Here is a 19,315-nt window from a genome sequence, read left to right on the forward strand (position 1 = left end):
GAACCTGCCTCGCTGCCGCCTACTGCGCCAGCAGCGGCGTGATCTGGCCGCACAGCGACTGCATCGCGGCCGGGATGTTGGCTTCGCGCTGCCACACCGCGTCCATGCCCGAGCGCACCGTCTGCTGCAGCCGCGCGAAGCCGGTGTGGCCGGGCATCAGCTTGCCGGTGGAGATGCCCGACACCACCACCGTGTCGAGTTGCGCCTTGGTCAGCAGCGCATTGGTCTTGCTCAGCGTCTCTGCATTGAGCAGCGACTTGCGCGCCGAGGGGAAGAACTGCGCCAGCCTGGCCGAGTTCTCCGGGTTGGTCATGTAGGCGACGAACCGCGTTGCCGCCGGCGCGTTCTTGCCGGCCTTGAGCACGCCAACCCCGGCCTGGCCGATCAGCGCGTACTCGCCCACCGGGCCCTTGGGCAGCGGCACCAGGTCCCAGTTGAAGGGCTTGTCCTTGGGCAGCAGCGAGGCGCGGCTGATCTGGGTGATCGTCATGGCCGCGTCGCCGGCGAAGAAGTCGACGTTCTGGCCCGGGCCGGGCATGGCCTTCCTGTTGAACACCGCGTCGTGCACGAAGGTCAGGGCATCGACCATGGGCTTGTCGGCCAGGGTGCAACGCTTGCCGTCGGCGCTCCAGGGCGTGGCGCCCCAGCCGTAGGTGACGGACGAAAGGAACTGCCAGGCCTGGTAGTTGAAGTCGCGCACCACCAGCCCGCCCTTGCCGGGCTGCGACTGGGCCACCGTCTGCGCGGTGGCGATGGCGTTGGGCCAGGTCCACTGGCCGGCGGCGATCAGTTCGGCCGGCGTCTTGGCGCCGGCCTTCTTGATCAGGTCGTTGTTGGCGAAGACGGCAAAGGGCGAGGTGGAGAAGGGAAAGGCGTAGAGCTGGCCGTCCTTCGACCAGCGCTCGGTGGCGCTGGCGGGAACCTCGGCCAGGTTGTAGCCCGGCGCCGCCGTCAGCACCGGCGTGAGCGGCACCAGCGCGCCCGAATTGACGAAGTCGGCCGCCGCGGTCTCGAAGATCCAGGCCATGTCGGGCGCGTTGCCGCCGGCGATCTGCGTGGTCAGCGCGGTGGTGTAGTTCTCGAAGGGCAGCGGCTCGAAGCGCACGTTGACGTTCGGGTTGTCTTTCTTGAAGCCGGCGGCGATGTCGTTGAAGAGCTTGAGGTGCGCCTCGTTGGCGCTCCAGATCGTCATGCGCAGGTTGACCTCCTGCGCCGCCGCGTGGCCGGCGAGCGCGAAGGACAGGGCGAGGCCGCCGGCGATGGATGCGAGCAGCGTGCGCTTGTGGAAGTCGGGCGTGGACATGGTGGTCGTCTCCTGTTTTTCGTTGATGGCTGGGGCGTCGTTGCGAATCAGTAGGCGCGCACGTCGGGCCAGTGCAGCTGCACGCCGGCGCATTCGAGCTGTGCCTGGAAGTCGGCCAGCTTTGCGTCGGACGCCTGCACCTGGTGCGGCGTCGCGCCGGTGTTCAGGCAGTGCGCAGCCAGCATGCCGGCCACCTCGCCCACGTTCCATTCCACCGGGTGCAGCCGGTAGCAGCCGTTGGTGATGTGGGTGGTGGCGATGTTCTTGCCGCCGGCCAGCAGGTTCTTCATGCGGCGGGGCAGCAGCGCACCCAGCGGCAGCTCGAAGGGACAGGCCGGCACGTCGATGTAGTTGTCGCCGCCGGTGGAAGGGTGCAGGTCGATGCGGTACATGCCCACGCCCACGCTGTCGCGGTACTTCAGCGCGCCCTGCTCGCCGCGCACCGAGTACGACAGGTCCTGCTCGACGACGCGCGTCACGCCCAGGATGCGGCGGCTCTCGCGGATGTAGGGCGCCATCGCCAGGCCGTGCTCGGTGCCGGTGATGTCGCCGCGCAGGCGCAGGCCGCGAAAGCCCTGCCCGCCATCCTCGCGCGGCGCCTCGGTCTGCAGCCAGTAGAACATCGAATGCGAGAGCTCGGCTGCGCGCTGCAGGTGCTGTGCCTTCTGGTCCTCCGGGAGGTCGATGATCGAAGCCTCCATGTAGTCGATCATGGGCCAGTTCACCAGGCAGATGTCCGAGGCGTAGGCACCCGGCACGAAGTTGCGCCGCGCGGCGATGCGCCGGAAGGTCCAGAGGTTGTGGTCGCCGCCGCCCTTGCGCTGATCGGCATCGACCAGCAGCGGATCGTCGTCGGGGTTCGGCGTGAAGGTGCGCAGGGCGATCTCCAGCGTGCGCGGATGCGGCGCCTTGAAGCCCAGCAACGGCCCGCCCCAGAAGCTGGGCTGAACGGCGCGCCAGTAGTCGTAGTTCTTCGGCTTGTCGATGGTCTGGTCGCCGTCCACGTGGTCGATGGCGAAGCAGATCGACACCGCCTGCACGTTGTCCGGCTGGGCGGTGGGGGGCGCGCTCGGCTCGCCTGTGTCGGCCTGGCTCTCGAAGCCCTTGACGTACTCGGTGCCGGTGAGCGGCAGCAGGTCGCCCAGCTCGGTGGCGTCGATCACGTAGCTCGCGGCCACCGTCACTTCGCGCCCGCTGTCGCGATGGCGCAGGGTGACGGCGCGCACGCTGTCGCCCTCGCAGTCGGCGCGCACCGGGCGGTAGGGCTGCAGCAGCGTGAGCCGGCCGCTGCCGCGGTGCGGCGCGAGCATCGCCTCGAGCACCGCCAGGCCGACGCGCGGCTCGGCGCAGACGCGGCTGACCCAGCCGGCGCCGGGGTTGAGCTCGCCCCAGGCGCGGCTGGCAGCGGTGAGCGGGTAGTGGTCGCGGTAGTACTGGCGGATGCCGTGGCGTACGGCGCGGTAGCGGCGCGTGGCGCCGAACTGCTCGATCCAGGTGTGCTCGTCCGGCGGCACCGCCTGGCTGGTGAGCTGGCCGCCGATCCAGTCGAATTCCTCGCTCATCACCACGCGGCGGCCCGCCTCCAGTGCGCCCAGCGCGGCGGCCACACCGCCCAGGCCAGCGCCCACGATGAGGATGTCGGTCTTCAGTTCTTCTTGCATGCGTGTCTTGCTCGTATCGTCTCGTCGTGAATCAGCAGGGTGCCGGCCCCAGCGTGTCGCCGGCGATCGGCTCGCAGGGCAACAGCGCCTGCGGCACCGCATCGCCGGGTGAAGAAGCGCCTTCCACGCGGCGCACCAGCATCGCGGTGGCCTGGCGCCCCATTTCCTCGCGCGGGATCAGGAAGGAGGCGAAGCGGGTGCGGCTGCCCTCGGACCGGATGTGCGAGCCCAGCGCCATGACCGAGAGATGCTCCGGAAAGCGCAGGCCGCGCGCGTGCGCCGCCGTTTCCAGCCGCACCGCGTCGGCCAGCTCGACGCAGAACACGGCGCTGGCCTGGCTTTGCAGCACTGCATCGAGCAAGGCGTCGTCGCTGCCGGCGGTATCGGCCAGGTGCAGCGCGAGCTGCACACCATCGCCCAGCGCCGCATGGAAGCCGCGCCAGCGGTCGACGGTCGATTCGGCGGTCTCGGTCGGGCCCAGATAGGCCAGTCGGCTGTGGCCCAGCGCGCGCGCCTGCTGCACCAGTTGACCGGTGGCGGTGGCGTAGTCGGCACCCACGTAAGGCACCGGTGCGCCGGCGTCCTCGCGCCGGCCGATGGCGACGAAGGGGTAGTCGCCGGCCACCAGCCGCTGCAGTTCGGCGCGGTCGAAGGAGCGGCCCAGCACGATGCAGCCGTCGGCAATGCGCAACCGGCTCTCTTCCGCAAAGATCTTGCGCTGCGCGCCCTGCCCGGCGCCGGTGAGCAGCAGCAGGTCGTAGCCGCGCGCCTGCGCCTCTTCCTCGATGCCGAACAAAAATGGCAGGAAGAAGTCGGCCTGCGCGCTCGGAAAGGCCGGCTCGTAGGTGAACACGCCCAGGATCCGGTTGGAACCCTTGGCCATGCGCCGGGCGATCGGGTCGGGCACGTAGCCGGTCTCGCGGATGATCTTCTGCACCCGCTCGCGCGTGTCCTGCGGAATGCGCGCCAGCGCATTTTCAGCGCCGTTGAGCACCAGCGACACGGTGGCCTGGCTCACGCCGGCGAGCTTGGCGATGTCGAGCTGGGTAAGACGACGACTTGTGGACATGAGGCAAAAATGGGTTGCTGATGCGTATTAGCACTTTGCTAATGCGCATTATCTTGATTGGGCTCATGGATTCAAGTCATGGCGCGGCAGGGAATTCCCGAGGTGGGCTGACCTCCCGCATCGCGTTGCCGATACATTGCGCGCTCGTGCCGGCCCGGTTGCGGCCGGCCCGTAAGGAGGCCCCATGGAGTTCGACCACCGGCGCCCTGCGTACTTCGCGGCGGGAGACCCTTGACCCCGCCGCCGAACCCGGACGCGGTCCGCCAGGCGATCGACTCGCTCTACCGCACCGAGGGCCGCCGCATCTTCGCCACGCTGGTGCGCCTGCTGGGCGACTTCGACCTGGCCGAGGAAGCGCTGCACGACGGCTTCCGCGTGGCGCTGGAGCGCTGGACGGCCGATGGCATCCCGGAACACCCGCGCGCCTGGATCGTGTCGGCCGGCCGATTCAAGGCCGTCGACGGCCTGCGCCGGCAGGCCCGATTCAGTGCGTGGGACGAGGCGAGCGATGCGGTGGAATCCGCGCCCGCCCCTGCCCCCGACTGGGACGCGCAGGATGCGGAGAACGAGCTGCTGGAGAACGACCGCCTGCGCCTGGTGTTCACCTGCTGCCATCCCGCGCTGGCGCCCGACGCGCAGGTGGCGCTGACCCTGCGCGAGGTCTGCGGCCTCGGCACCGAAGCCATCGCCAGCGCCTTCCTGGTGCCAGCGCCCACCATGGCCCAGCGCATCGTGCGCGCCAAGGCCCGCATCCGCGAGGCACGCATCCCTTACCAGGTTCCTGGACCCGCCGCGCTGCCCGAGCGCCTGGACGCGGTGCTGCGCGTGGTGTACCTGGTGTTCAACGAAGGCTACGCGGCCTCGGACGGCGAGGCGCTCACGCGGCCCGACCTGTCGGACGAAGCGATTCGCCTGGGCCGCCTGCTGCTGCAGCTGCTGCCTGAATCCGAGGTGATGGGACTGCTCGCACTGATGCTGCTGCACGAGTCGCGCCGCGCTGCACGAAGCTCGGACAAGGGCGAGCTGGTGCTGCTCGAGGAACAGGACCGCAGCCGCTGGAACGCGGCGCTGATCGCCGAGGGCAGCGCGCTGGTCGAGCAGGCGCTGGGCTCGCGCCGCTTCGGGCCCTACACCCTGCAGGCCGCGATCGCGGCTGTGCATGGCGAGGCACCCAGCGCCGCGGCCACCGACTGGCCGCAGATCGCCGGCCTGTACGACCTGCTGCTGCGGGCCGCGCCGTCGCCGGTGGTGGCGCTCAACCGCGCGGTCGCCATTGCCATGCGCGACGGCCCCGCGGCCGGCCTGGCGCTGATCGACGCCCTGCTGGCCAGCGGTGCGCTGGCCGACTATCACCTGGCGCATGCCGCGCGGGCCGACCTGTGCCGGCGCCTGGGCCGGATCGAGGAGGCGCGCGCCTCGTACCAACGGGCGCTGGCGCTGGCACGGCAAGGCCCGGAGCGCGCCTTCCTGGCGAAGCGGCTGGCCGCGCTGGGCCCGGCGCGCTGATACAAATTTTTTCCGCGCGTCGATGTCGAAAAGCGCCGAGGCCATTCGACCAGTGATGCCGTCACACCGACGGCCTCGCTTTCTTTTCCAGGAGATGCCTATGCGATACCTCTGCCTTGTCCACTTCGACGAAGGATTGCTCGACACGCTGTCGGCCACTGCACGCGCAGCGCTGGAGCGTGAGTCTCGTGCGTACGACGGGGAACTGCTCGCGCGCGGCCAGCTCGTGGTGGCCCATGCGTTGCAGCGCGTGAAGGCGGCCAAGGTGGTGCAGTTGCGCCACGGCCGGACGGCACAGCGCGACGGCCCCTTCGCCGAGACCAGGGAGCAACTCGGCGGCTTTCTGCTGATCGACGTGCCGGACCTCAATGCCGCGATCCAGGTCGCGGCACGCACGCCGCTGGCGCACTACGCCAGCATCGAGGTGCGCCCGATCGCCAAGGTGGAAAGGATGGCGCCATGAGATACCTGTGCCTGATCTATGCCAGCGAGGCGCAGATGGCCGGCGTGCCAGCCGAGGACATGCCGCAGTTCGTCAATGCCCATCTCGACTACGACGATGCGCTGCGCGCCAGCGGCCAGCTGGTGGAAACGGAGGCGCTGGAGGCCGCGCACACGGCCGCCATCGTGCGGGTGCGCCGCGGCCAGCTGTCCGTCACCGACGGCCCCTTCGCCGAAACCAGCGAGCAACTGGGCGGCTTCTACCTGGTCGAGGCGGCGAACGACGACGAGGCGGTGCGCATCGCCTCCGGCATTCCGTCGGCACGCATCGGCAGCATCGAAGTGCGGCCGATAGCGCCGCCGGAGCAGACGCCATGAACGGCACCGTCGCCCACAAGGCCGGCGCGCGCGAATGGATCGGCCTGGCCGTGATCGCGCTGCCCTGCATGATCTATGCAATGGATCTCACGGTGCTGAACCTGGCGGTGCCGCACCTGAGCGCGGCGCTGCGCCCGAGCAGCGCACAGATGCTGTGGATCGTCGACATCTACGGCTTCGTGCTGGCCGCATCGCTGATCACCATGGGCACGCTGGGCGACCGCATCGGGCGGCGCAAGCTGCTCCTGATCGGCGCCTTGTGCTTCGGCCTGGCCTCGGTGCTGGCGGCCTACTCGACCAGCGCCGCGATGCTGATCGCCACCCGCGCGCTGCTGGGCCTGGCCGGTGCCACGCTGGCACCGTCGACGCTCTCGCTGATCCGCAACATGTTTCTGGACGCGCGCGAGCGCAGCGTCGCCATCGGCGTATGGATTGCCAGCTTCTCGGTAGGCGGCACCATCGGCCCGCTGGTGGGCGGCGCCTTGCTGGAGCACTACTGGTGGGGCTCGGTGTTCCTGGTCAGCGTGCCGGTGATGGTGCTGCTGCTTGCGCTGGGTCCCTGGCTGCTGCCCGAGTACCGCGACGAGAACGCGGGACGGCTCGACCTGGTCAGCGCGGCGCAGTCGCTGCTGGCGGTGCTGGGCCTGATCTACGGCATCAAGCGCATCGCGGAAGGCGGCATGGGCGTGGTGGCGCTCGCGTCCATGGTGGCCGGCGTGCTGATCGGCATCGCCTTCGTGCGGCGCCAGGGCCGGCTGGCCGACCCGCTGATCGACCTGCATCTTCTTCGCACGCGCGCCTTCTGCGCGGCCCTGACGATCAACACGCTGGGCTTCTTCGTGGCCTTTGCGGCCTTCCTGTTCGTGGCGCAGTACCTTCAGCTGGTGCTGGGGCTCGGCCCCCTGAGCGCAGGGCTGTGGACCGTGCCCTCCGGCATCGCCTTCGTGATCGGCTCGACGCTGGCGGCGCGCCTGGTGCGCATGCTGCCCGCCGGCCGAGTGGTGGCCGGCGGCCTGCTGATGGCCAGCGCCGGCTTTGCCGTGATGGCGCAGGCGGGACGCGGCGATGGCCCCGCCCTGCTGGTGGCCGCCTATGCGCTGCTGTCACTCGGCCTGGCCTTCGTGTTCACCCTGGCGGTCGACCTGATGGTCGGCGCGGCGCCGCCCGAGCGCGCCGGCGCCGCGGCGGCGATCCAGGAGACCAGCTCGGAGCTGGGTGGCGCGCTGGGCATCGCGGTGCTCGGCAGCGTGATCGTGGCGATCTACCGGCGCACGCTGGTCGAGACGGCGCCGGGCGGCTTGCCGGCGGATGCGCTGGCGGCAGCGCGTGAGAACCTGGGGGCGGCGGCGGCCACGGCGGCCACACTGCCAGGTGCACAGGGGCCTGCCTTGCTGGACGCCTCGCGCGAGGCCTTTGCGGCGGCTTTCCAGCTTTCGGCCAACCTCAGCGCCGCGGTGGCGCTGGGGGCGGCACTGCTGGCGGCGCTGATCCTGCGCGGACCAGGGCGGCCGCCGGATGCGCGACTGGCGCCCCCTTTGGACCCACTCGAGGAAGGATCGGGACCGAGGGGCAACACCTAAGGTGCGTCGAGGCATCCACAGCCGATGCCCGATCGGACCCGGGACGGGGTCACGCAGGCGCGAATTGCCGCGGACAGGACGCGCTTTGGCGTACCCCGCAGCACGCCGATGTCACAGGAACGATGCGCACGCACCCCGACTTCGAGTTTGCTATGGTGCATGCCATGTTTCGCGCACTCATTCTTGGCGCCGCCTCGCTGATGGTTCTCATCCTCGCGGGCTGCACGTCGGCCGCGCCGGTGCCGGCCCCCTCAGCATGCGCCACGCAGCCGGGGACCTGGGCTTGCCAGGTCGAGCAGTACGAGCGCGTCGATCAGTGAGGAAATGGCCGCGTTGCCGGCCGCGCACTCGCTAGGTCCTTAGTCCCGGGACGCCGGCGCGCCTTCTTGGCCGATTGCCGCCTTGCTCAGCTTGTTGTGGTGGCGATAAAGGTACGCGATGGACACCACGCAGGCCAGCACCAGGCCCACGGCCACCATTGCGATTGCACTGTGCATTCTTCTTGTCTCTCGGCTTGTTCTTGATAGGTGACGAGGCTAGCGGAACATGCGGCGCCAGCACTCAGGGATCACCCGAGGGCTGCGCAGCGATGTGCCACATCGCTCGCTCGCTGCTGCTGCTCAGGGCGCCACGTAGTCGGACACCACCTTCCACTTGCCGTCCTGGATCTGCGACAGGCGCGACAGGTCGCTGCCCAGGCGCTTGGTAGCGCTGAAGGTGGCCTTCGGGCTCCCGAAGATGTCAGGGTCGATAGTCATGCCGTCCATGGCCTTGATGAAGCTGTCAGTCGAGAGGTTGGGACCGGCCTTCTGCGCGGCATTGACAAAGGCGTCGACGATCGAATAGCCGTAGGCCGAGAACACGGTCGGGTCTTCGTTGAACTTGGTCTTGTACTTGTTCGCCCAAAATCGCAACGGCTGCGAGGCTTCGTCCAGATAGGGGTTCTGCACGGTGTGCGTGGCGTAGACGCCTTCCACCGCCTTGCCGCCGAGCTTGTGGATCAGGTCGCTGTAGGCCGCGCTGGAGCCGAGGAAGGTCGGGTTGAAGCCAGTCTTGCGCGACTCGGCCACAGTGCCGATGGTTTCTCGGATGATGGTGCCGAGCACCACCAGGTCGCAGTTGGCAGCCTTCATCTTGGCGACCTGCGAACTGAAGTCGGTGGCGCCGCGCTTGAAGGAGGTCTTCTCGGTGACTTCCATGCCCACGGTCTTCAGGCCTGCCTCGGCGCCGCGCTGCACTTCGAGACCGAACTCGTCGTCCTGATAGATGGTGCAGACCTTCTTGGCGCCCTTGTCCTTGACGACCTTGGGCAGCACCAGGCGCATCTGGTCGTAGTACGTCGCCAACAGCGCGTACTTGAGCTTGTGGACGGGCTCGTACATCTCGCGCGCGCCAGTCAGCGGAAAGAAGTTGACGACGTTCTTCTCGAACTGAATCGGCATGGCCGCCATGTTGTGCGCGGTGCCGATGTGGCCGACCATGATGAATATCTTGTCCTGGTTCACCAGCTTCTGCGCCGCAAGCACGGCCTTCTTGGGATCGTAGGCCGAGTCTTCAACGAGCAGCTTGAGCTTGCGGCCGTTGATACCCCCCTGCTCGTTGACCTCGTCCACGCGCAGTTGCATGCCATTGCGCGCCTGTTTGCCGTAACCGGCGATCGGGCCCGACAGATCCTGGATGCTGCCGACGCGAATCTCGTCCTTGCTCACGCCCTGCGACTGCTGGGCGCCTGCCAACCCCGCGCAAAGCGCGGCGACCGCCGCCACCGACCAGACTGCGAATGTCTTCTGCTTCATACGGATGTCTCCTTGGGATTGATGACGAACAAGAAAAATCAGCCTTGGTACATGGCCTCGATGCGCTGTGCATACTTGGTCTGCACCAGCTTGCGCTTGAGCTTCATGGTGGGGGTGAGCTCTTCGTCCTCGGCGCTGAGCTGCGTCTCGAGCAGGAAGAACTTCTTGATCTGCTCGACCCGCGCGAACCTGGCGTTGACGCGGTCCAGCTCGGCCTGGATCAGGTCCTGCACCTCCTGGGCGCGCGTCAGGCTCTCGTAGTTGCTGAAGGGCACGTCGTTGTCCTGGGCGTATTTCTCGACGTTTTCCTGGTCGATCATGATGATCACCGTGAGGTAGGGCCGCTTGTCCCCGATCACCACCGCGTCGGTGACGTAAGGGCTGAACTTGAGTTCGTTCTCCAGCTCGCTGGGCGTGACGTTCTTGCCGCCCGCCGTGATGATGATGTCCTTCATGCGGTCGGTGATACGCAGGAAACCCTCATCGTCGATGCTGCCGACATCCCCCGTGTGCAGCCAGCCATCGGCGTCGATGGTCTCGGCGGTTTTTTCCGGCAGATGCAGGTAGCCCATGAAGACGTTGGGCCCGCGCACCAGGATCTCGCCGGTCTGCGGGTCGATGCGCACTTCGTTGTAGCCGGCTGCCGGGCCGATCGACCCCGGCTTGATGCGCGCCACCGGCATGCCGGTGGACGCGCCGCAGGTCTCGGTCATGCCCCAGACCTCCAGCATGGGCACGCCCAGTGCCATGTACCACTTGACCAGTTCGGGCGAGATCGGCGCGGCGCCGGTGACCAGGAAGCGCGCGCGGTGAATCCCGATCAGCTTGCGCACGTTGTCCAGCGCCAGGGCCCGGGCGATGCGGAACTTGAGCTTGAGCCCCGCGCCCACCGCCTCGCCGGCCATCACCTTGTGCGCAATCTGCTCGCCCACGCCGATGCTCCAGGCATAGGCCGCCTGCTGCACGCGGCTGGCTTCCTTCAGCGCGATCATCACGCCCGAATAGAACTTCTCCCACACCCGCGGCACGGCCGTGAAGACGGTGGGCGCGATCTCGCGCACGTTCTCCGGCACGGTCTCGGGGTTCTCGACGAAGTTGAGGATGGAGCCGGTGTACATGGCGAAGTACTCGCCGCCCATGCGCTCGGCGATGTGGCACAGCGGCAAAAAGCACATGCGCTCGTCGCGCTCGTCCTGCGCGATCAGGGTGTTGTAGCCGCGCGCTGTGTAGACCAGGCCGGCATGGCTGTGCATGGCGCCCTTGGGCTTGCCGGTGGTGCCGGAGGTATAGACCAGGATCGCCAGGTCCTGCGGCTTGCACTGCGCCACCCGCTCCTCGATGGCACTGGCATGGCTTTGCAGGTACTCGCGGCCCAGTTCGCGCAGGGCATCCAGGCTCATCACGCCCGGGTCATGAAAGCCGCGCAGGCCTTCCATGTCGAACACGATGATCTGGCGCAGCAGCGGCAGCTGGCTGCGCACTTCCAGCGCCTTGTCGAGCTGCTCGTCGTCTTCCACGAACAGCACGCGGGTGTGCGAGTCTTCGCACAGGTAGTGCACCTGCGAGGCAGCATCGGTCGGGTAGATGCCGTTGGAAACGCCGCCGCAGCTGAGCACGGCCACATCCGCCAGCACCCATTCGACCACCGTGTTCGACAGGATGGAGGCGCAGTCGCCGGGCGCCAGGCCCAGGGCCAGCAGGCCGCCGGCAATCTCGCGCACGGCGTCAGCGGTCTGCCGCCAGGTCCAGCTGCGCCAGATGCCCAGTTCTTTCTGGCGCATCCAGACCTGGTCGCCGCGCGCGGCGACAGCGTTCCAGAACACGGCGGGAATGGTCTCGCCGGGCGCCACCACGTCATTGCGCGGCTGGATGTGCTGGGTGTCCCAAAGGCCTTTCATGATGCGCTTGCCTCCTGCTGCCGCGTTGTCATCGCCACGTCTTCTTTTTCTTCCAGCGCCGCTCGCCGCGCACGCCGTCGTCCTTCATGCCGAGGTAGAACTCCTTGATGTCATCTTTCTCGCGCAACCGATCGCAGCTGTCTTCCAGCACGATGCGGCCGTTCTCCAGCACGTAGCCGTAGTCGGACGCATTGAGCGCCATGTTGGCGTTCTGCTCCACCAGCAAGATGGTGGTGCCGCGCTCGCGGTTGATGCGCACCACGATCTCGAAGATTTCCCTGGTGAGCTTGGGGCTCAACCCCAGGCTGGGCTCGTCGAGCAGGATCAGTTCGGGCGCGGCCATGATGGCGCGCGAGATGGCCAGCATCTGCTGCTGGCCGCCCGAGAGCAGCCCGGCCTCTTGCGCGCTGCGCTCGCGCAGGATGGGGAAGTAGGCGTACACCGTCTCCATGTCGCGCGCCACGCCGTCGCGGTCCTTGCGGGTGTAGGCGCCCATCAGCAGGTTGTCGTGCACCGAGAGCAGCGGAAACACCTCGCGCCCCTCCGGCACATGGCACAGCCCCTGCTGCACGATGTAGGCCGGGTCCTTGGCCGTGATGTTCTGGCCCTTGAACTCGATGCTGCCCTTGCGCGGATCGATGATGCCGGAGATGGTCTTCAGGATCGTCGTCTTGCCGGCGCCGTTGGAGCCCAGCACGGTGGCGATCTCGCCCTTGCGCACCTTCAGGCTCACGCCGCGGATCGCCTTGATGGGACCGTAGGCGCTCTCGACGTTGAGCAGTTGGAGGATGGTGCTTGCTTCATCTGCGCTCATGCGGCCCTCCGCAATCCGCTCACGTCATCCACGGTTCCCAGGTACGCCTCGATCACCTTCGCATCCGACTGCACTTCCCGCGGCGTTCCCATGGCCAGCACCTCGCCCTGGTTCATCGCCAGCACGCGGTCCGACACCTTGGACACGAGCGACATGTCGTGCTCCACCATCAGCACCGAGATGCCGAGCTCCTGCTGGATGTCCTGGATCCAGAAGGCCATGTCGGCCGTCTCTTCCACGTTCAGGCCCGACGACGGCTCGTCCAGCAGCAGCAGCTTGGGCTCGGTGCACAGGGCGCGCGCCAGCTCCACCACCTTGCGCACGCCGTACGGCAGCCCGGCCACCATCGAATCGCGGTGGTGCTGCAGATCCAGCAGGTCGATCACCCGCTCCGCCTTCTCGCGCGCCTCGATCTCGGCGCGGCGCGTGGCGCCGGTGAAGAAGATCTCGCCCCAGAAGCCGGTCTGGCGGTGCACATGCCGGCCGATCAGCAGGTTGTGCAGGACCGTGGCGTGCTCGAAGAGTTCGATGTTCTGGAACGTGCGCGCAATGCCCAGCGCCGCAATGGCGTGCGGGGCCTGTTGCGTCAGCGCGATCGGGGCGGCGTCGCCGTTCCAGGTGATCTCGCCGGTGCTTGGGTTGTAGATGCGGCTGATCAGGTTGAACACCGTCGTCTTGCCGGCGCCGTTCGGCCCGATCAGGGTGAACACCTCGCCACGCCGTACGTCGAAGCTCACCTTGTTCACCGCCAGCACGCCGCCGAAGCGAACGCTCAGGTTGCTGGCCGAAAGAAGGATGTCGCCGCTCATCGTTGTCATCTGAGGCGGTCCGACTTGGTGAAGGACTTCTGGCGCTTGAACAGGCCGCGCCGGTAGAACGGGAACAGCTGCAGCCAGGTACGAATCTTGAGCCAGCGGCCGTAGAAGCCCAGGGGCTCGAACAGCACGAAAGCGATCAGCACCAGGCCGTACACCAGGCCCTGCAGGCCGGGCGCCTGGCCGATCACCGGCGGCAGCCAATCCTTCGACAGGGCGATGAGCTGCGGCATCGAGATGAGGAAGATCGCACCCAGGAAGGCGCCGTGCACCGAGCCCAGGCCGCCGATCACCACCAGCAGCAGCAGGTCGATGGACTGAAGGATGTTGAACTGATCGGGCGAGATGAAGCTCAGCTTGTGCGCATACAAGGCGCCGCCCAGGCCCGCCAGCGCCGCCGAGATGGCAAAGGACATCGTCTTGTAGCGCGCCAGGTGAATGCCCATGCTCTGCGCCGAGATCTCGGAATCGCGGATGGCGACAAAGGCGCGGCCGGTCGGCGAGCGCAGCAAATTCAGGATGGCCAGGGTGCACAGAACCGCCACCAGCAGGCACAGGAAGTAGAAGCCGTTGCCCGAGCCCAGCTCCCAGCCGAAGATCTGCGGCGACTTCACGTGCAGGCCGGAGTTGCCGCCCGTCACGCTTTCCCAGCGCGCAAAGATCTCCTCCACGATGAAGCCGAAGGACAGGGTCGCGATGCCCAGGTAGATGCCCTTCAGCCGCAGCGCCGGCAAGCCCACCACCACCCCCGCCGCCGCCGACAGCGCTGCCGCGCCCAGCATCGCCAGGGGAAAGGGCACGCCCATGTTGGCCAGCACCGCCTGCGTGTAGGCGCCGGTGCCCAGGAAGGCCGCGTGGCCCAGGGAGAACTGCCCGGTGAAGCCGGCCAGCAGCATCAGCCCCAGGCCCACCACGCCGTAGATCAGCACGAAGGTCAGCTGGGCCAGCCAGTACTCGTCGACGACCCAAGGAGCCGCCAGCAGCAGCACGCACAGCAGGCCATACCAGAACACCTGGCCGCCATGCTTGGCGAGATCGATGTCCTGGGCGTAGCTGGTCTTGAAGATGAAGCGCATGGATCAGACTCTTTCTTCCGGTCAGACCTTTTTGCGCAGCTTTTCGCCGAACAGGCCGTTGGGCTTCACCATCAGCATCACCAGCACCACGATGTAGGGCGCGGTGTCCTTGAAGCCGTCGGGCAGGTAGAAGCCCGCCATCGACTCCACCACGCCGATCACCAGCCCGCCGACGATGGCGCCCGGCAGGCTGCCGAAGCCGCCCACCACTGCCGCCGGAAAGGCCTTGAGGCCGATGAAGCCCATGTTGGCGTGCACGAAAGTGATGGGCGCCAGCAGCATGCCGGCAATGGCGGCCACCGCCGCCGCCAGCCCCCACACCAGGCTGTTGAGCCGCTTCACCGGAATGCCCATGTAGTAGGCCGCGAGCTGGTTCTGCGACGAGGCCTGCATCGCGATGCCCAGCTTGCTGTAGCGGAACATCACGAACAGCAGCGCGCACAGCACGGCGGTGGCCAGCACCACCACCATCTGCTCGACGTTGAGCACCAGCGCGCCCAGCTTCCAGACCTCGTCCTTGTAGGGCACCGGCAGGGTGTGGGTGTCGGTGCCGATGCCCGGCACCATGGTGATCACGCCGCGCATCACGTAGCCGATGCCGATGGTCAGCATCACGATGGCGAACTGCGGCTGGCCCAGCACCGGGCGGATCACCACCAGCTCGAGCAGCACGCCCAGGAGGGCCATGACCAGCACTGCAAGCAGCGCCGCCATCCAGAAGGGCAGGCCTAACATGGTCATGGCGGCCAGCGCGCAGAAGGCCCCCAGCATCATGAGCTCACCCTGGGCGAAGCTCACGGTTTCGGTGGCCTTGTAGATCAGCACGAAGCCCAGCGCGATCAGGCCGTAGATGCAGCCCTGGGCAATGCCGGAAAGCAGAAGCTGGAGGACTTGCAACGCTGTCCTAGTGGCAACGCGACGCAGCCGCGTCGTGCAGCGCCAGGCGGCGCGAGCCGGCAAGGATCTGGCTGGGCCGCAGGCCGTAGACCTGGCGGATCGAGTGGCTGAAGTGCGTGGCGTCCGGATAGCCGGCGTCGAGCGCGATGTTGGTCAGGCTGCTCGCCTGGTGCACGTGGCGCAGCAGGCTGCGCGCCCGCTTCCAGGCGCGAAAGCTGCGAAAGGGCACGCCGGTCTCTTCCTTGAACAGATGCAGAAAGCGCGAGAACGAGAGGTGCACCGAGCGTGCGCAGTCCTCGGCCGCAAAGGGCTGCGCCGGGTCGGCGCTGATGCGTTCGATCACGCGGCCGATGCGGGCGTCGAGCGTGCGCGGCGCCAGTGCTTCGCCAAAGAAGAGCAGGTCGAAATCGAAGCCCTCGAAGGGCTCGCGGCCGCCCGATGCGGCCAGCAGCCGCGTATGCACGGCACGCACGCGCGCCACGAACTCGGGCGCCTCGACCCGGCCGCACTGCTGGAAAAAAGCCGGCAGCCGCGCGGGGTCGACCGACTCCGACTCGATCAGCAGATTGAGCACCAGCGGCTTGGCGCTTTCGACCCGGTGCGGCACTTGCGGCGGCACCACCAGCAACTCGCCGCTTTGCCAGGCACCGCCACCGATGCATACGCGGATGGGGTCGTGCGCGGACGTGGACACATAGAGGCCCCAGCCACCCAGGACACGCTCCGCCACCGGACCCAGCAGGCCCGCGTAGAACACACGCTGCGTCGTCAGCCACATCAGGCGGCCGCCGTTGCCGGGCAGCGTCGCCATGCCTTCGTCCTGCATTCGGTCTCCTGTGCATTGCGCGTGTAGGCCACTCGACCTCATCAAGAAGAGGTGGCGGCACAGCGCTGGCGGCATCGTAGCGGCGCGGGTGTGCATCACTTCGCGGGGACTTTCCCTATATGTCCGCGAGAAGCGCAGCCGGCACGCGCAAGGGCATGTCGAGCAGCAGCTGCGCCATGCCCTTGCCCAGCGGATCGAGGCGCGGCGAGCGCGGCCCGCCGCCGGCCAGCGCCTGGTGCAGGAGGAAGTTGATGCCCGCGATGCCGGGCAGGTGGAAGCGTTCGACCGGGCCGTGCGCCAGGTGCGCCAGCCACTCGCCCACCGCCTCGGGCGTCAGCAGCTGCCACAGCAGCGGCAGCCATTCGGGCCGGCGCGCCACCAGCCCGATGTTGGCGCTGTCGCCCTTGTCGCCGCTGCGGCCCCAGGCCAGGTCGATCAGGCGCACTTCACGCAGCGGTGCATCGTCGGGCCAGGCCAGCAGCGGCGGTGGCGCCAACGGAGGCGCGGGCATGCCAGCGCCACCGGCCGGCACGCGCACCGACTGCTGTGCACCACCATCGAGCGCGAACTGCACCGGTACCGCCGACTTGTCGATGAAGAAGGCGAAGGGTTTGATCAGCGGCGAGACGCCCGGTCGCCCTGCCCCGGGCCCCGTGGTGCCCGGCGCCCAGGACGTGCCGGCGGGCGCCACCTCGCGCGCAAAGATCTCCAGGGCCTGGCGCGACGCGTGGTCCACCACCAGGCGCAGCATCACTTCGCGCGACGCCCCAGTGGCGGCGCGCGGGCCGTAGAGCACCTCGGTGCCCAGCACTTCCGCATACGTGGCGCGGTAGTCGGCCAGGCCGCGCTCGGCAAAGATGCGGCGCGTGCGCGCCAGGATGGCCTCGGCCGTGCGGCGCGCCTTGGCGGCCGCGTCGAAGCCGACGATGACCAGGCTGCCGGCGCAGCGCCAGCCGTCCTGCGCGGTGGCCGACACCTTGTAGTGCGGGCCCGGCGGCCGGCCGCGGGCACCACTCACCCGCACGTGCTCGGCGTCCTCCTGCTCGATGCGCACGGCGCGGAAATCGCAAGCCACGTCGGGCAGCTGGTAGGCGCCGGGGTCGCCGATCTCGTAGAGCATCTGCTCGGCCACCGCGGCGCGCAGCATGCGCCCGCCGGTGCCGGGCGGTTTGGTCACGGAAAAACTGCCGTCCTCGCGGCACAGCACGATCGGGTAGCCGATGCGGTCCCAATCCGGAATCTCTTGCCAGTCGGTGTGCAGCCCGCCGGTGGCCTGGCAGCCGCACTCGATGATGTGGCCGGCCAGGCTGCCGCCGGCCAGGCGGTCCCAATCGTCCTCGGCCCAGCCGAACTCGTGCATCAGCGGGCCCAGTGTGACGGCGCTGTCGACGCAGCGGCCGGTGATGACCACCTGGGCGCCGGCCGCCAAGGCATCGCGGATGGCCGACGCACCGAGATAGGCGCTGGCGCTCACCATGCGCTCGGGCAGCGGCTCGCCGCTGCCCAGGTCGCGGGTGCCAGCGGCGCGCAGTTGCGGCAGTTGCCCGCTGACATCGTCGCCGCTGACCACGGCAATGCGCGCCTCGATGCCCAGTTCGGCTGCCAGCGCGCGCAGCGCCTGGGCGCAGCCTTCGGGGTGGATGCCGCCTGCATTGCTGACGATGCGGATGCCCTTGGCCAGCGCGTCCGCCATCACATCGCGCATGGCGATCTCGACGAAATCGGTGGCCCAGCCCATCTCGGGCTTGCGCAGGCGCGCGGCAGCCAGCACGGCCATGGTGGTCTCGGCCAGGTAGTCGAAAACCAGGTAATCGATCCGGCCATCGCCCACAAGCTGGCGCGGGCCATCGCTGCTGTCGCCCCAGAAGCCGGAGGCGCCGCCGATGCGAACGACGGAAGGTTTGGATCGGGTCGGGCCGGACATGCGCCAAGCCTAGGCCGCGCGCGGTCCGCCTTCTTGCGGAAACTGGCTGCTTAGGGCCTGCGCGGCTTGACGCGGCTGGCCGCCTCGCGCGCCCGGTCGCGGGCGGTGTCGATGTCGGCGGCATGCGCGAGGGCCACGCCCATGCGGCGCTTGACGAAGCTCTCGGGCTTGCCGAACAGGCGCAGGTCGACGCCGGGCACGCGCAGGGCCTGATCCACGCCGTCGAAGACGATGCCCTGGGCGTCCACGCCGCCATAGATCACGGCGCTGGCGCCCGGGCTCTTGAGGCTGGTGTCCACCGGCAGTCCCAGGATGGCGCGGGCATGCAGCTCGAACTCGTTCTGCCACTGCGTGGCCATGGTCACCATGCCGGTATCGTGCGGACGCGGGCTCACTTCGCTGAACCAGACCTGCTCGCCCTTGACGAACAGCTCCACGCCGAACAGCCCCTGGCCGCCCAGGTCGGTGGTGACGGCCTGGGCGATGCTTTGCGCCTTCTCCAGCGCGGCCGGCGCCATGGGATGCGGCTGCCAGCTTTCCACATAGTCGCCGCTCACCTGCAGGTGGCCGATGGGTTCGCAGAAGGCGGTCTGCACGTGGCCGTTGTCGCCCATGGCACGCACGGTGAGCAGGGTGATCTCGTAGTCGAAGTCGATGAAGCCCTCGACGATGACGCGGCCGTGGCTCACGCGGCCGCCGGCCATGGCGTAGTCCCAGGCCTTCTGCACGTCCGCCGGCCCGTCGATCTTGCTCTGGCCCTTGCCGGAGCTGCTCATCACCGGCTTCACCACGCAGGGATAACCGATGCCGTCGTCGATGGCGGCCTGCAGCTCGTCCAGCGAGTCGCAGAACTTGTAGGGGCTGGTGGGCAAGCCCAGTGTCTCGGCGGCGAGGCGGCGGATGCCCTCGCGGTCCATGGTGAGGCGTGCCGCGCGGGCGGTGGGAATCACGCGCACCACGCCGGCTTCTTCCAGCGCCTGCAGCATGGGCGTGGCGATGGCCTCGATCTCGGGCACCACCAGCATCGGCTTCTCGGCCTCGATCAGGGCCTTGAGCTGGGCCGGGTCGCTCATGGTGATGGTGCGCGCGTGGTGCGCCACCTGCTGGCCGGGCGCGTTCTCGTAGCGGTCGACGGCGATGGTCTCAACGCCCAGGCGCTGCAGGGCGATCAGCACCTCCTTGCCGAGTTCGCCGGAGCCCAGCAGCATGACGCGGGTTGCAGAAGGGGAAAGTGGAGTGCCAAGGGTGGTCATGCCGGCGACTTTAAATCAGCGGATGTTCGCGACAATGGAAGGCTACGCGGACCCAGGCGTCCGCCGTTTCGTTTTCTT

The 19,315-nt window shown here is 68.3% G+C and carries 18 protein-coding genes; 5 read left to right on the forward strand and 13 right to left on the reverse strand.

Annotated features, from left to right (window positions below; all coding sequences use genetic code 11):
- Positions 1–19: 19 nt before the first annotated feature.
- From ACIPRI_RS16810 to ACIPRI_RS16820, 3 genes are read right to left on the reverse strand one after another with little or no spacing between them, the layout of a single operon-like run.
- Positions 20–1,303, reverse strand: a complete 1,284-nt coding sequence (locus ACIPRI_RS16810; protein WP_446622607.1) for an ABC transporter substrate-binding protein — start codon at positions 1,301–1,303, stop codon at positions 20–22.
- A 47-nt stretch (positions 1,304–1,350) separates the two neighbouring features.
- Positions 1,351–2,964 (reverse strand): FAD-dependent oxidoreductase, encoded by a 1,614-nt coding sequence (locus ACIPRI_RS16815; RefSeq protein ID WP_446622608.1) that lies wholly within the window; start codon positions 2,962–2,964, stop codon positions 1,351–1,353.
- Positions 2,965–2,995: 31 nt separating this feature from the next.
- Complete coding sequence (locus ACIPRI_RS16820; RefSeq protein ID WP_446622609.1) at positions 2,996–4,033, reverse strand: LacI family DNA-binding transcriptional regulator; 1,038 nt, start codon at positions 4,031–4,033, stop codon at positions 2,996–2,998.
- 231 nt (positions 4,034–4,264) lie between these two features.
- Between ACIPRI_RS16820 and ACIPRI_RS16825 the strand changes: the two genes are divergently transcribed.
- The 5 genes from ACIPRI_RS16825 (at position 4,265) to ACIPRI_RS16845 (ending at position 8,258) form a co-directional block, all read left to right on the forward strand.
- A complete protein-coding gene (locus ACIPRI_RS16825; RefSeq protein ID WP_446622610.1) occupies positions 4,265–5,539 on the forward strand; it encodes an RNA polymerase sigma factor in 1,275 nt (424 codons plus the stop codon).
- Between the two features lie 100 nt (positions 5,540–5,639).
- On the forward strand, positions 5,640–6,002 hold the full coding sequence (locus ACIPRI_RS16830; RefSeq protein ID WP_446622611.1) for a YciI family protein: 363 nt from the start codon (positions 5,640–5,642) through the stop codon (positions 6,000–6,002).
- On the forward strand, positions 5,999–6,358 hold the full coding sequence (locus ACIPRI_RS16835; protein ID WP_446622612.1) for a YciI family protein: 360 nt from the start codon (positions 5,999–6,001) through the stop codon (positions 6,356–6,358). The genes ACIPRI_RS16830 and ACIPRI_RS16835 overlap by 4 nt, the downstream gene beginning before the upstream one ends.
- Positions 6,355–7,938 (forward strand): MFS transporter, encoded by a 1,584-nt coding sequence (locus ACIPRI_RS16840; RefSeq protein ID WP_446622613.1) that lies wholly within the window; start codon positions 6,355–6,357, stop codon positions 7,936–7,938. The genes ACIPRI_RS16835 and ACIPRI_RS16840 overlap by 4 nt, the downstream gene beginning before the upstream one ends.
- A gap of 164 nt (positions 7,939–8,102) precedes the next feature.
- On the forward strand, positions 8,103–8,258 hold the full coding sequence (locus ACIPRI_RS16845; RefSeq protein WP_446622614.1) for a hypothetical protein: 156 nt from the start codon (positions 8,103–8,105) through the stop codon (positions 8,256–8,258).
- Between the two features lie 39 nt (positions 8,259–8,297).
- Here ACIPRI_RS16845 and ACIPRI_RS16850 read toward each other — a convergent pair whose 3' ends face one another.
- From ACIPRI_RS16850 to purT, 10 genes are all read right to left on the reverse strand, one after another.
- Positions 8,298–8,435 (reverse strand): hypothetical protein, encoded by a 138-nt coding sequence (locus tag ACIPRI_RS16850; RefSeq protein WP_446622615.1) that lies wholly within the window; start codon positions 8,433–8,435, stop codon positions 8,298–8,300.
- Positions 8,436–8,558: 123 nt separating this feature from the next.
- Positions 8,559–9,734, reverse strand: coding sequence for an ABC transporter substrate-binding protein (locus ACIPRI_RS16855; RefSeq protein ID WP_446622616.1), 1,176 nt, complete (start codon positions 9,732–9,734; stop codon positions 8,559–8,561).
- Between the two features lie 38 nt (positions 9,735–9,772).
- Positions 9,773–11,632: an AMP-dependent synthetase/ligase gene (locus ACIPRI_RS16860; RefSeq protein WP_446622617.1), complete on the reverse strand. Its 1,860-nt coding sequence runs from the start codon at positions 11,630–11,632 to the stop codon at positions 9,773–9,775.
- A 28-nt stretch (positions 11,633–11,660) separates the two neighbouring features.
- Complete coding sequence (locus ACIPRI_RS16865) at positions 11,661–12,446, reverse strand: ABC transporter ATP-binding protein (protein ID WP_446622618.1); 786 nt, start codon at positions 12,444–12,446, stop codon at positions 11,661–11,663.
- Positions 12,443–13,255, reverse strand: coding sequence for an ABC transporter ATP-binding protein (locus ACIPRI_RS16870; RefSeq protein WP_446622780.1), 813 nt, complete (start codon positions 13,253–13,255; stop codon positions 12,443–12,445). Before ACIPRI_RS16870 ends, ACIPRI_RS16865 begins: the two co-directional genes overlap by 4 nt.
- A 5-nt stretch (positions 13,256–13,260) precedes the next feature.
- Positions 13,261–14,337, reverse strand: coding sequence for a branched-chain amino acid ABC transporter permease (locus tag ACIPRI_RS16875; protein ID WP_446622619.1), 1,077 nt, complete (start codon positions 14,335–14,337; stop codon positions 13,261–13,263).
- Between the two features lie 21 nt (positions 14,338–14,358).
- Positions 14,359–15,234, reverse strand: a complete 876-nt coding sequence (locus ACIPRI_RS16880; RefSeq protein ID WP_446622620.1) for a branched-chain amino acid ABC transporter permease — start codon at positions 15,232–15,234, stop codon at positions 14,359–14,361.
- Positions 15,235–15,241: 7 nt separating this feature from the next.
- Positions 15,242–16,060 carry a helix-turn-helix domain-containing protein gene (locus tag ACIPRI_RS16885; RefSeq protein WP_446622621.1) on the reverse strand — a complete coding sequence of 273 codons (819 nt, stop codon included), beginning with the start codon at positions 16,058–16,060 and terminating at the stop codon, positions 15,242–15,244.
- A gap of 115 nt (positions 16,061–16,175) precedes the next feature.
- The gene (locus ACIPRI_RS16890; protein ID WP_446622622.1) at positions 16,176–17,984 is read right to left on the reverse strand and encodes an acyclic terpene utilization AtuA family protein; all 1,809 of its coding nucleotides are present in this window, start codon (positions 17,982–17,984) and stop codon (positions 16,176–16,178) included.
- A gap of 50 nt (positions 17,985–18,034) precedes the next feature.
- Positions 18,035–19,237, reverse strand: coding sequence for a formate-dependent phosphoribosylglycinamide formyltransferase (gene purT / locus ACIPRI_RS16895; protein WP_446622623.1), 1,203 nt, complete (start codon positions 19,235–19,237; stop codon positions 18,035–18,037).
- Between the last annotated feature and the right edge of the window lie 78 nt (positions 19,238–19,315).

This window comes from Variovorax sp. LARHSF232 (assembly GCF_052871435.1).